Source organism: Kribbella sp. NPDC050281 (assembly GCF_040655855.1).
Classification (GTDB): Bacteria; Actinomycetota; Actinomycetes; order Propionibacteriales; family Kribbellaceae; genus Kribbella.
The window spans coordinates 61,414-74,701 of the sequence record NZ_JBFAKS010000004.1; the positions used below are offsets into that span (position 1 = coordinate 61,414).

11 protein-coding genes are annotated in these 13,288 nt (G+C 66.8%); all 11 read left to right on the forward strand.

The annotated features are described in order from the left end of the window. The first annotated feature begins 5 nt into the window (after positions 1-5). Positions 6-800: a hypothetical protein gene (locus AB0I34_RS06120; RefSeq protein ID WP_360440206.1), complete on the forward strand. Its 795-nt coding sequence runs from the start codon at positions 6-8 to the stop codon at positions 798-800. Between the two features lie 26 nt (positions 801-826). Beyond that, positions 827-2,698, forward strand: coding sequence for a right-handed parallel beta-helix repeat-containing protein (locus AB0I34_RS06125; RefSeq protein WP_360440209.1), 1,872 nt, complete (start codon positions 827-829; stop codon positions 2,696-2,698). A 6-nt stretch (positions 2,699-2,704) separates the two neighbouring features. Beyond that, positions 2,705-4,570 (forward strand): right-handed parallel beta-helix repeat-containing protein, encoded by a 1,866-nt coding sequence (locus AB0I34_RS06130; protein WP_360440212.1) that lies wholly within the window; start codon positions 2,705-2,707, stop codon positions 4,568-4,570. A gap of 5 nt (positions 4,571-4,575) precedes the next feature. Next, the gene (locus AB0I34_RS06135) at positions 4,576-6,402 is read left to right on the forward strand and encodes a right-handed parallel beta-helix repeat-containing protein (protein ID WP_360440215.1); all 1,827 of its coding nucleotides are present in this window, start codon (positions 4,576-4,578) and stop codon (positions 6,400-6,402) included. A 5-nt stretch (positions 6,403-6,407) separates the two neighbouring features. Next, positions 6,408-7,154, forward strand: coding sequence for an SDR family NAD(P)-dependent oxidoreductase (locus tag AB0I34_RS06140; RefSeq protein WP_360440218.1), 747 nt, complete (start codon positions 6,408-6,410; stop codon positions 7,152-7,154). Next, positions 7,151-8,338: a CoA transferase gene (locus AB0I34_RS06145; RefSeq protein WP_360440221.1), complete on the forward strand. Its 1,188-nt coding sequence runs from the start codon at positions 7,151-7,153 to the stop codon at positions 8,336-8,338. Before AB0I34_RS06140 ends, AB0I34_RS06145 begins: the two co-directional genes overlap by 4 nt. Beyond that, positions 8,335-9,429: a hypothetical protein gene (locus tag AB0I34_RS06150; protein WP_360440224.1), complete on the forward strand. Its 1,095-nt coding sequence runs from the start codon at positions 8,335-8,337 to the stop codon at positions 9,427-9,429. Before AB0I34_RS06145 ends, AB0I34_RS06150 begins: the two co-directional genes overlap by 4 nt. Further along, positions 9,422-10,195, forward strand: a complete 774-nt coding sequence (locus AB0I34_RS06155) for an enoyl-CoA hydratase/isomerase family protein (protein ID WP_360440227.1) — start codon at positions 9,422-9,424, stop codon at positions 10,193-10,195. Before AB0I34_RS06150 ends, AB0I34_RS06155 begins: the two co-directional genes overlap by 8 nt. A gap of 3 nt (positions 10,196-10,198) precedes the next feature. Next, the gene (locus AB0I34_RS06160; protein WP_360440230.1) at positions 10,199-11,137 is read left to right on the forward strand and encodes an MBL fold metallo-hydrolase; all 939 of its coding nucleotides are present in this window, start codon (positions 10,199-10,201) and stop codon (positions 11,135-11,137) included. Positions 11,138-11,363: 226 nt separating this feature from the next. Beyond that, the gene (locus AB0I34_RS06165) at positions 11,364-12,365 is read left to right on the forward strand and encodes an ABC transporter permease subunit (RefSeq protein ID WP_360440233.1); all 1,002 of its coding nucleotides are present in this window, start codon (positions 11,364-11,366) and stop codon (positions 12,363-12,365) included. Beyond that, positions 12,362-13,288: a carbohydrate ABC transporter permease gene (locus AB0I34_RS06170; protein ID WP_360440236.1), complete on the forward strand. Its 927-nt coding sequence runs from the start codon at positions 12,362-12,364 to the stop codon at positions 13,286-13,288. The genes AB0I34_RS06165 and AB0I34_RS06170 overlap by 4 nt, the downstream gene beginning before the upstream one ends.

Below are 13,288 nucleotides of genomic sequence, written 5' to 3' on the forward strand. Positions count from 1 at the left end.
GACATATGAGCAGCACGGAACAAGCCCCGGTGGTACCGGTCTGGGACCTGCCGGTGCGCGGCGACACCCCGCCGCCATCGGATCCCGGGCTGGTGTCCCGGCTGGCCGAGATCGGGTCGGCGACCGCCTGCGCCCGGTTGCACGGCCAGGGCATCCGCCGGACCTTCGTCGACGGACCGACCAGCATGTTCCCGGGCAAGAAGGTGGTCGGCCGGGCGCTGACGCTGCAGTTCATGCCGCAGCGGGAGGACATCGCCGACGGCCAGACCCAGGAGTACATCGAGCGCAGTACGGCGCTGTGGGCCGTACTCGACGAGGTACAGCCCGGCGACGTGCTGGTGGTCCAGGCCTACGGCAGCCACACCACCGGCTGCTTCGGCGACATGCTGGTCCGCTACTTCAAGCTGCGCGGCGGCGCCGGCATCGTGATCGACGGCCGGATCCGCGACGTTCCCCGGGTGTCGCAGCTCGACGTCCCGATCTGGTCCACCGGAGCGACCCCGCACTACGCGTCCCAGGCCGAGCTGTTCCCGTGGGCCTACAACGTCCCGGTCGCGGTCGGCGGCGTCCTCACGCTGCCCGGTGACCTGGTGCTCGCCGACGACGACGGCGCGGTCGTCGTACCCCGGCGCCGCGCGGAGGCGGTCGTCGAGGCAGCCGCCGAGCACGACGCGTGGGAGAAGTTCAGCCGGGCCCGGATCGACGAGGGTGCCCCGCTGCGCGACTACTACCCCCTGACCGAGAAGACCCGCCTCGAGTACGAGCGCTGGCGTAGCCAGAACGGCAACGCCGGCGACTGACCCTCCGAGAGAGGACCCCGCCCAACATGTCCAACAGAACCAGGCGTACGGCGCTCAGCGTCGGCGCCGGGGTGGTCGCGGCTGCCATGACAACACTTGCAGTGACCGTCGCGGCCGTCCAGCTCAACGCCCAGCCGGCCGGTGCGGCCAGGTGCGACAGCTTCTACGTCGCACCCAACGGCGACGACGCCGCCAAGGGCACCGAGAAGAACCCGTGGAAGACGATCACCCGCGCTCGCGACGAGATCCGGAACAAGCACCTCAACGACCAGATGAACTGTGACATCACCGTCAACCTGAAGGCCGGCGAGTACCCGGTCACGTCCACGATCGGCTTCGACCAGCGCGACTCCGGCACGAACGGGCACCGGGTGATCTACCGCAGTGCCGACGGCCCGGGCAAGGCGACGCTGCAAGGTGCCGAGGAGATCACCGGCTGGGAGCCGTACAAGGACGGCATCTACAAGGCGAAGGTGGATGCGTCCAAGCCGTTCTACACGCTGTTCGAGGACGGGAAGCGGGCGACCAACGCGCGCTATCCGAACCGGGGCAGCGATGAGCAGTGGTCGCCGTACCTGCGATCGATCCTCTACGAAGAGGACAAGATGGACGTGCACAACTGGCTGTGGGGCACGCCGGGCGACTGGGACCCGACCTGGGACATGAGCCAGGCGTCGGTGACGATCTGGTCGGGCGGCTCGTGGTCGTGGTTCACCGACACGATCCCGCTGCTCGACACGAACTTCAAGAAGACCCAGACGACGCTGAAGTACTGGACCCGCTACGCGATGGTCAACAGCAACGGCGGATCGCGGTACTTCTTCCAGAACTCACTGAGCTTCCTGGACCAGCCGGGGGAGTACTACCTCGACGCCAAGGCCGGTGAGGTCTACTACAAGCCGCGCGGCGGAACGATGGACGGCATCAAGGTGCTCCGGCCGACCGTGAAGACGGTCCTGAACCTCGCGGGTTCGTCGCCGCAGGACCGGCTGCACGACGTGAGCTTCGACGGGCTCGGGGTGCAGTACTCCGACTTCGTCAGCTGGTACCGCAACGGCTGGGTGGCCGGTGGCGACGCCGGGGTCGAGCACAAGTACCCGGAGTACGACCGGCAGATCGAGCTGCCGCGGAACCGGTTCGGCGCGATCACGCTGACCAACACGAGCAACATCGACCTGTCCCGGCTGCATCTGTCCGACACGGGCTTCACGGGCGTCTACCTGTTGTTCGCCAACGATCACACCAAGATCACCGACAGCCTGCTGGAGAACATCGGTGCCGACGGCATCAAGGTCGAGGGCGGCTGGCCGGGAGAAGGTGACCTGAGCAACCACCACACGATCTCCAACACCTTCATCGACCACATCGGCGAGTTGGTCCCGGGCGACGCGGCCGGGATCGAGTTGATGGACACCGGCAACAACACCATCTCGAACATCGAGGTGAAGCACAGCGCCCGCTACGGCATCAGCCTGGAGTCCCGGCCGGAGGTCACCGATGGCGACCAGTACGCGTCCGGCAACAGTTTCAAGTACATCCGGCTGGAGGAGACAGGCCTGGACAGCGGCGACATGGGGTCGTTCTACACGTACGGCGTGGACAACCAGGAACCGCATCCGGTCACGAACACCGTCGACCAGTTGGTGATCGGGGACGTGATCCCGGATCCGTCGATGCCGGACGCGGGTGGCACTCGCGGCGTCCACATGGACGCTGGTGGTTGCGGATTCGCGTTCAGCAACGTCCAGGTCGGGAAGGTGACCGACCAGAAGTACCAGTCCTACCAGTGCAACCAGGTGACCAACGCCGACTGGGTCGACGGGTTCGACGCCACGAAGATGGAGTACGACAAGATCGGCGTCCTGCCCACCTTCCCGTACGACGTGTCGGGCCGGTGAGCTGAGATGCGTGGATTCATCGGTGGAGTGATCGCCGGGCTCGCCCTTCCGGCGCTCCTCCTCGGCGGCGGGGTGGCGGCGCGAGCCGCCGCCCCGGCGGCCGGGCAGGACAAGTGTGACGCGTTCTGGGTTTCGCCGACCGGCGACGACGCGGCTCCGGGAACCGAACGCAAGCCGTGGCGGACGATCGAGCATGCTCGCGACACCATCCGGGCCCGCGGGCTGAACCAGCGGATGTCCTGTGACCTGGTGGTCAACCTGAAGGCCGGCACCTACCCGGTGGCCAAGACGATCGGCTTCGACGACCGCGACTCCGGGTCGAACGGCCACAAGGTCGTGTACCGGAGCGTGGACGGTCCGGGGAAGGCGGAGCTCGAGGCGGCGCAGGAGGTCACCGGCTGGACGCCGTACCGGGATGGGATCTTCAAGGCGCCGGTCGACATCGACCAGCCGTTCTACACGCTGTACGTCGACGGCGAGCGGGCCACCACGGCCCGGTACCCGAACCGGCAGTCGGACGACGAATGGGCGCCGTACCTGAAGTCGGTCCTGATCGAGCCGGAGAAGGAGGCCCTGCGCGACCAGGTCGGCTACACCGATGGCGACTGGAACGAGACCTGGAACCTGAACAGCTACACCGACTGGCCGGCCCAGCTGATGATCTGGTCGGGCGGGTCGTGGAGCTGGTTCACCGACACGGTGCCGATCAAGAACGCGGACTGGAAGGACAACAAGGTCATCCTGGACTACTGGACCCGGTACGCGATGATGAACTCCCGGTCCGGTTCCCGGTACTTCGTCCAGAACTCCCTCGACCTCCTCGACGCCGAGGACGAGTACTACCTGGACTGGGCGAACAAGGAGCTGTACTACAAGCCGCGCGGCGGCACGATGGACGGCAAGCGGGTCCTCCGCCCGACACAGACCCAGGTGCTGTCGCTGGCCGGGGTCTCGCCCGCGCGCCGGCTGCACGACATCGCGTTCGACGGACTCGGGATCGCGGCCACCGACTTCATGCAGTGGTACCGCTCGGGCTGGATCAGCGCCGGTGACTCCGGCCAGAAGCACAAGTACCCGGAGTACGACCGGCAGATCGAGATGACCCGCAACCGGTACGGCGCGGTCACCCTGACCAACACCCGCAATGTCGACCTCACCGGGCTGCACGTGCACGACACCGGCTACCACGGTGTCTACCTGCTGTCGGCCAACGACCACGTGAGGATCGCCGACAATCTGCTGGAGAACATTGGTGGTGACGGCATCAAGGTCGAAGGCCCGTACCCGGGCGAGGGCGACGTCGCTCACGACAACACGTTCACCAACCTCTACATCGACCACGTCGGCGAGCTGGTACCGGGCGACGCGGCCGGGATCGAGCTGATGGACACCGGCAACAACGAGATCTCGCACGTTGTCGTGAAGCACAGTGCCCGCTACGGCATCAGCCTGGAGTCGCGTCCGGAGGTGACCGACGGCGAGCAGTACGCGTCCGGCAACAACTTCTCCTACATCCGGCTGGAGGAGACCGGCCTGGACAGCGGTGACATGGGCGCGTTCTACACCTACGGCGTCGACAACCAGGAGCCGCATCCAGTGCAGAACACGGTCAAGCAGATGGTCATCACCGACGTGATCCCGGATGCGTCGATGCCGGACAGCGGAACCCGGGGAGTGCACATGGACGCCGGTGGGTGTGGCTTCAGCTTCAGCGACATCGAGGTCGGCCAGGTAACCGACGACAAGTACCAGTCGTACCAGTGCAACCAGGTCGCCAACGCGAACTGGGCGGAGGGTTTCGACGCCTCGAAGATGGAGTACGACAAGATCGGCGTCCTCCCCGGCTTCCCGTACGACGTGGCGGGGCGGTGAGCGAGATGCGACTGGTTGGCGGTTTGGTCATTGGTGTTGCACTTGCTGTCGTCGGCGCAGGCTCGGCGCTTGGTGCCGGCCCGAAGGAGGCTGCCGAGTGTGAGTCGTTCTGGGTGTCGCCGACCGGGAACGATGCCGGTCCGGGGACGCAGCGCAAGCCCTGGAAGACAGTCGAGCATGCTCGCGACACTCTGCGGTTCACGAAGCCTGCGTGTGCGCCGGTCGTGAACCTGAAGGCCGGGACCTATCAGGTCGACAAGACGATCAGCTTCGACGATCGCGACTCCGGGGTGACGTACCGGAGTGTGGACGGGCCGGGGAAGGCGGTGTTCGAGGCGGCGCGGGAGGTCACCGGGTGGACGCCGTACCAGGACGGGATCTTCAAGGCGCCGGTCGACATCGACCAGCCGTTCTACAGCTTGTACGTCGACGGGAAGCGTGCGACCACAGCGCGGTACCCGAACCGGCAGGCCGACGACGCGTGGGCGCCGTACCTGCGGTCGATCCTGTTCGACTCGACCAAGGAGGCGGTGCGCGACCAGCTCGGATTCAACGCTGGTGACATCGACCCGTCGTGGGACCTGCGTCTGGGTACGTCATGGCCGGCGCAGGTGACGGTGTGGTCGGGCGGGTCGTGGTCGTGGTTCACCGACACGATCCCGATGCTCGACATCAACTTCACCAAGAAGCGGACGACGCTGGTCTACCCGGCGCGCTACGGCTTCATCAACTCCGGCGGTGGCTCGCGGTACTTCGTGCAGAACTCGTTGAGCCTGCTCGACCAGGCCGGCGAGTACTACCTGGACTACCCCGCGAAGACGCTGTACTACAAGCCGGCCGGCGGCACGATGGACGGCGTACACGTGCTGCGCCCGACGCAGACACAGGTGTTCTCGATCGCCGGCGCGTCCGCGAACCGGCGGGTGGAGAACCTGACCCTCGATGGGCTGACGATCCAGCACACCGACTTCATGGAGTGGTACCGGTACGGCTGGAACCAGACCGGTGACTCGGGATTCAAGCGCAAGTACCCGAAGTACGACACCCAGATCGAGCTGCCGCGGAACCGGTGGGGCGCGATCACGCTCACCAACACCCGGGGCGTCAAGCTGACCCGGATGCACCTGCAACAGACCGGGTTCACCGCGATCGAACTGCTCTTCGCGAACGAGAAGACCACGGTGTCGGACAGTCTGCTCGAGCACCTCGGCAACGACGGCATCAAGGTCGAGGGCGGTTACCCGGGTGAGGGCGACGTTGCCCATGGCAACACCTTCACGAACAACTACATCCATCACATCGGCGAGCTCGTCCCGGGCGACTCGGCCGGCGTGGAGATCATGAACAGCGGCGACAACGAGATCAGTCATACCGTCGTCGAGCACGGCGCCCGGTACGGCATCAGCATCGAGTCCCGGCCGGAGATCCCGAACGCGGACAACTACGCCAGTGGCAACACCGTCCACCACGTGCGGCTGTCGCACCTGGCCCAGGACAGCGGTGACACCGGCCCGTTCTACGCGTACGGCGTACGCAACCAGCCGCCGTACACCCCGGACGCGGCCGTGTCCCAGCTGATCATCGACGACGCGAACGCGGATCCGTCGATGCCGGACAGCAAGCCGTACGGCGTGCACATGGACTTCGGCGGCTGTGCCTTCGCCTTCTCCGACATCAAGGTGACCAACACCGAGAGCGACCCGTACCACGGGCCGTCGGCGGGACCGTGCGACACGTTCGCCAACGTCAGCTGGGAGCCCGGGTTCGACGACTCCCGGATGCAGTACGACCAGATCGGCGTACTGCCGTCCTTCCCTTACGAGAAGCCCTGAGGTTCATGGACAAGGAACGGTTTGCAGGCAAGGTCGCGCTGATCACCGGAGGTGCCTCCGGGATCGGCGCGGCCACCGCCCGCCGGATCGCCGCCGAGGGCGGCACCGTGATCGTGTGTGACCGAAACGGCGACGCCGCGGCGAAGGTCGCCTCGGAGGTCGGCGGGCGGGGGTACGAACTGGACGTGACGGACCTCGCTGGGACTGCTCAGCTGGTCGCATCGCTTGACGCCGTTGACGTCCTGGTCAGCGCGGCCGGGGTCGACGTGTGCGACACCGTCCCGAACACCTCGCCCGACGAGTGGCAGACGATCCTCGATGTCGATCTGACCGGCGTCTACAACTCCTGCCGCGCCGTACTGCCTCGGTTCGTCGAGCAGGGCGGCGGGGCGATCGTGACGATCTCCTCCGCGATCGGCACGGTGGGCGAGCGCAACCGGTCGGCGTACTGCGCGGCGAAGGCCGGCGTGGAGAACCTGACCCGCGCGATGGCGCTCGATCACGGCCGGGCCGGCGTCCGCGCGAACTGCGTCGCGCCCGGGCTGATCGACACACCGCTGATCCGCAACGGCAAGGTCGGCGGCGCGGATGATCCGGGCGCGATGCAAGTGATGGTCGACCGGCATCACGCGCTCCGCCGGATCGGACAGCCGTCGGAGGTCGCGTCCGCGATCGCCTTCCTGGCGAGTGACGACGCGTCGTTCATCACCGGGGCCGTCCTGCCGGTGGACGCGGGATGGACCGCCCAATGAGCATTCTCGACGGCTACCGCGTCCTCGACGTGTCGGTGGCGATGGCCGGACCGCTGGCCGCGATGCGGCTCGGCGACCTGGGCGCGGACGTGGTCAAGGTCGAGCCGGTGACCGGCGAATGGCAACGGCATACGGCTGCCGGTGGCGCCACCGGGAACGAGGTGAACGCGTCGTTCCTGTCGCTGAACCGGAACAAACGCAGCCTCGCAGTCGACCTGAAGTCTGCCGAGGGTCGCGAGGTGGTCCATGAGCTGGTGAAGTCGGCCGACGTGTTCCTGCAGAACTACCGGCCCGGCGTCGCGGCCCGGCTCGGCCTGGACTACGACACCTTGCGCGCACTGAAGCCCGACCTGATCTATGTGTCGATCTCCGGGTACGGCGAGACCGGTCCGTACGCCGACTGGCCGGGACAGGACCTGCTGGTCCAGGCGATGAGCGGTGCGTTGTTCAGCGCCGGTCGTCCGGACGAGCCGCCGGTCGCCGCGCCGTACTTCCTTGCCGACGCGGTCACGGCGTACAGCGCCTTCGAGGGGGTGCTGGCCGCGTTGCTGCATCGCGAACGCACTGGCGAGGGGCAGTTCGTGCAGGTCAACATGCTGGACGCGGTGATCGCGCTGCAGATGCAGGAGTTGTCGGTGCACACGGTCGGCGGCATTCCACAGACGAGGTCCGACGAGGTGCACGCGCACAGCTACATCCGTGCGCCGTACGGCATCTTCACGACCGCCGACGGCTATCTCTCGCTGGCGTTCGCCAACTTGCCGGTGCTGGCCGAGGTGCTGGACGCACCGCAGCTGGCAGGGCTGGATGCGGAACGGGACGGCTTCACCCGGCGCGACGAGATCGCCGCGGCCGTGTCGAACGCGTTGCGGCGGGAGTCGACCGACCACTGGTTGCACAAGCTGCGCGAGCGCGGTGTCTGGTGTGGGCCGGTGCTGTCGTACGCCGACGTACGCTCGGATCCGCAGGTGCTGCACAACGGTTCGTTCGTCACGTACGAGCATCCGACCGAGGGCGCAGTGACGACGCCGGGGTTCCCGTATCGATTCAGCCGGACGCCCGCGGAGGTACGTCGGCCTGCACCGCTCGTCGGCGAGCACACCGATGAGCTGCTCGCCGAGCTGGGTCTGTCGTCGGAGCAGCGGCAGGCGTTGCTCCAGCAAGGCGCGGTGGTTTCGCCGTGACCGTGCAACTGCGCGGGCTGACCTGGGATCACCCCCGTGGCTACCGGCCGTTGGAGGCGTTCGACGAGTCCGGCGTAGAGGTGGTGTGGGATCGGCAGCCGTTGTCCGGGTTCGAGTCCACGCCGTTGGCTGAGCTGGCCGAGAAGTACGACCTGCTCGTGGTCGATCATCCCGGGCTCGGGGCGGCCGTCGAGGCGGGCGCGATCCTGCCGGTGGAGGACGTGTTCGCGGCGCGGGATCTGAAGGTGTGGCGGTCGCGGGCGGTCGAGCCGACGTGGGACAGCTATCGGTTGCACGGGTACGGATGGGCGCTACCGATCGATGCGGCGACGCAGACGTGTCTGTATCGGCTGGACGGGCTGACCACGCCGCCGGCGACTTGGTCCGACGTACTGGAGACGCCGGGCGTCGTACTGTGTGTCGCTGGGCCGCATGCCGGGTTGATGTTGCTCGGACTCGCCGGCGACCGGACTGGGGCTCGGTTGCTCGATCGGGATCGAGCGGTCGAGGCGATCCGGGTACTACGCGCGGTGTGGCAGCGGAGTGATCGGAGTCTGGCGGAGCTCGATCCGATCGGGATCCATGAGCTGCTTGCTGAGAGCAACGAGCTGGTGTGCTGTCCGCTGGTGTACAGCTATGCGTACTACGGTGCGGTCGGGGAGGACCGGCAGCCGCTGGCCTGGTCGGCAGCGCCGCGGTTGCGGCCGTCGGACCGACTGGCCAACAGCACGCTGGGTGGGACAGGACTGGCTGTGACTCCGCGGGCCTATCGACACGTCCTGGCGGTGACGAAGTACGTGCGTGGGTTGCTGGACGTCAGCACTCAGTTGGATGTCGTGTCGACGGTCGGCGGGCAGTCGGCGACCGCGGCCGTGTGGGCGTCCGACGTGGTGGACAAGGCGTGGAACGGGCACTACTCGGCCACGCTCGGCACGCTCACGACGTCGTACATCCGGCCACGGTTCGACGGGTGGATCGCGTTCCAGGACGAACTGTCGGAGCGGGTGCGGGAGCTGCTGGCCGACGCCAGTGATCCGGGGGCTGCGGTCGACCGGATAGAGGACGACTACCGGAGCGTGAGTCATGGATGACGGCCGGATCGCCTTCGAGCAGGACGGGTACGTCGGGCTGCTCACGCTCGACCGGCCGGCCAAGCTGAACGCGGCGACCCGTTCGATGAGCGCAGAACTGCTCGAGCTGATCCCGAAGATCGACGAGGACCCTTCGATTCGGGCAGTCGTCGTGACCGGTGCGGGCGACCGCGCCTTCTCCGTCGGCAGCGACATCGGCGAACTCGACCGGTACGACGGCCCCTGGCACTTCCGGAACCGCCGCGACTACTGCGACGCCTTGCGCGCTCTGCGTACGCCCGTGATCGCGGCGATCAACGGCTACGCGTACGGCGGTGGGCTCGAGCTGGCGCTGTCGTGCGACATCCGGCTGGCGTCGTCGTCGGCGAGCTGCGCCGCCGCCGAGATCAAGCTCGGATGGATCGGTGGTGGCGGCGTGACCGCATTGCTCGCGGCGTCGGTGCCGGCCAGCGATGCGGCGATGATGCTGCTGACCGGTGATCCGATCGACGCCGCGGAGGCCCTGCGGATCGGGCTGGTCAGCCAGGTGCTGCCGCCTTCCGAGGTGTTGCCTGCTGCCACCGAGTTGGCGCACCGGATCGCTGCCCGGCCACCGATCGCCGCACAGGCGGCCAAGGCGAACCTGCGGGCCGCGTGGTCGATGGGACTCGAACAGGCCATCCAGTACGAGCGTGAGCTGCAGGCCGTTGCTCTCGGCACCCGCGACGCAGCCGAAGGCCGTGCGGCCTTCGCGGAGCGTCGTACCGGCGACTTCGAAGGACGGTGAGCTGTGCCCGTTGAGATCGCACCGGGAATCCATCGGTTGGCGACGGACTACCCGCATGTGTGCGGGCTGCCGTTGTGGCTGCACGTGATCGACGCGGGCTCCGAGCTCGTGCTGCTCGACGCAGGGATCGCCTCCACCCCGGAGGTTGCGACTGCACCCGAGTTGGCTGAACTGGGGCTCGGGCTGGCCGACTTGACCCTTGTCGTCAACAGTCATGCGCATCCGGATCACATGGGTGGGAACGCCGTACTGAAGAGGGCGAGTGGTGCGCGGGTGGCCGCTCCGGCGGCGGAGGTGGGCTGGCTGGAGGACAACGAGCTGTTGCTGACCGAGCTGTGGGGCTCGGATCCGGCCGCCATGGACCTGTCGCCGGCCGAACGCTCGGACCTGCTCGAGATGCTCGACGAGCGCGTTCGGGTCGACGTACTGCTCCGCGACGGCGATTACCTTCCGCTCGATCGCTCACTGCGCGTCATGACGACGAGTGGCCACAGTCCTGGCCATATCGCCGTACTGGACGAGTCGTCGCGAACCTTGTTCTCCTTCGACGATGTGCAAGGCCGCGGTCAGCCCTACCTGGACAGCTCCACCTGGTTGGCTCCGCTCTACACCGACGTCGATCGGTACGTCGGCGGACTGAATCGCCTGCTGGAGTTGGACTTCGACGCCCTCGTTCCGTCGCATGGCGACGTGCTGGACTCGGATGCCGGTCGCAAACGCATCACCGAGAGCCTGGAGTGGGTGGCTGAGGTCGAAGCGTTGACCGTGAAACTCCTGCGGACGAAGGGTTCGCTCACGGTCCGTGAACTGGCGACAGTCATCGGCACCGACCTGGGCAACTACGGAGGCATCAACCTCCAGACGGTCCGGATGGCCCGCGCACACCTGGAACACCTGGCCCGGCAGGGCGACGTCGAACCCCGCTGGCACCACCGGCCCTGAGCCGCGCTCACTTTTGAGCCGCTGACGCGCTGCCGATTCGCAGCGGGTCGAACCGATTCGCGGATGACTCTCCGGCTGGAGCTGCGCCACTCCCCAAAACACGACAGCATCGAACAGGGGGGAACGGAAAGCGCTCTCCCACTGGGAGAGCGATGTTCACCGACGACGCAGGGAGTGTCGCGTGGCTCGAGCAGACGAAATCCTCAGCCCCGAAACGAAACAAACCATGGTGATCGATCAAGCGCGGCCGACCGACTCGGGACCCCCGGGCACCTCGACCGCCGGGAGATCCGCACCGCCCGCCGGCGGCCAGCAGCTGTCCTGGTGGGCGCGAGCTCGCCGGGACAAGGTTCTGCTGCTGATGGCGATCCCCGGTCTGGCCTTGATGCTCGCCTTCCACTATCTGCCGTTGCTCGGCAACCTGATCGCGTTCCAGGAATACCTGCCGTTCGTTCCGTTCGGACGCAGCGCCTGGGTCGGGCTGGACAACTTCGCGGTGATCTTCAACGGTGACGCGGAGTTCCTCAACGCCTTGAAGAACACGCTGCTGATCACGCTGGTCCAGGTGATCTTCGTCTTTCCGGCGCCGATCGCGCTGGCCCTGTTGCTGAACAGCCTGCTGTCGGAGCGGATCAAGCGCGTCGTGCAGTCGGTGCTGTACCTGCCGCACTTCCTGTCCTGGGTGATCGTGATCGCGATCTTCCAGCAGATCCTCGGCGGCAGCGGCCTGATCAACAACACGTTGCGGGCCCGAGGCATCGACACGATCGACTTCCTCGGCAATCCGGACAGCTTCATCGCGCTGCTCACCAGCCAGGTGATCTGGAAGGACTCGGGGTGGGGGACGATCCTGTTCCTGGCCGCGCTGACGCAGATCGATCAGGGGCTGTACGAGGCGGCCCGGGTCGACGGAGCGTCGCGCTTGCGGCAGTTGTGGCACATCACCGTGCCGGGGATCCGCGGGTTGATCATCCTGCTGCTGATCCTGCGACTCGGCGACTCGCTCACCGTCGGCTTCGAGCAGATCATCCTGCAGCAGAACCTGGTCGGCAGACCGGCCAGCGAAGTCCTCGACACCTACGTCTACAACAACGGCGTACTGGCCGGCCAATGGGGAGTCTCGGCCGCGGTGGGTCTGGTCAAGGGTCTGTTCGGCGTCGCCCTGGTGATCGGCGCCAACAAGGTCGCACACATCTTCGGCGAGGCGGGGGTGTACCAGAAAGCATGAGTACCCAGACGAATCTCATCCGGCCGCCCGGTACCCGGCGGTCGACGATCGACGAGGTGCCGACGATCCCGACCCGGGCACTCAAAGGCATCGTGCTGGTGCTGTGTTGCGCGGTGGTGATCATCCCCTTCATCGGAGTGATCTCGACCAGCATCGCCAGCCAGGCGCATGTCACCAACTCCGGCGGCTTCGTGCTCTGGCCGGACGGCATCAACTGGGGCTCCTACCGGGCGATCTTCAACGGCGGTGTGGTGCAACGGGCACTGCTGGTCAGCTTCGTGATCACCCTCGGGGGCACCCTGGTCAGTCTCGCCGGATCCACCATGCTGGCGTACGCGCTCAGCCGGCCCGGCTCGTTCGGGCAGCGGCCGATCCTGATGATCGTGCTGTTCAGCATCCTGTTCAGCCCGGGGATGATCCCGAACTACCTGGTGGTGAAGGAGTTCGGCCTGCTCGACTCGCTGCTGGCGCTGGTCCTGCCGACCGCGATCAACGGCTTCAACGTGATCGTGCTCCGTTCGTTCTTCATGAGTATCCCGGCGTCGGTGATCGACTCGGCCCGGGTCGACGGTGCCGGCGACTTCCGGATCTTCTGGTCGATCGTCCTCCCGCTGTCGCGGGCAGTCCTCGCGGTGATCGGCCTGTTCTACGCGGTCGGCTACTGGAACGCGTTCTTCAACGCGATGCTCTACATCAACGACACGGCCAAGTGGCCGCTGCAGCTGGTACTGCGGACCTACGTCATCAACAACACCGAGCTCAGCAGTGGCGATCTCGGTGGAGCATCGGCCGACCAGCTTCCGCCACAGGAGTCGATCCAGATGGCGATCCTGGTGGTCTCCCTGGTTCCGATCCTGATCGTCTATCCGTTCCTCCAGCGGCACTTCACCAAGGGCATGCTGACCGGGGCGGTGAAGGGATGA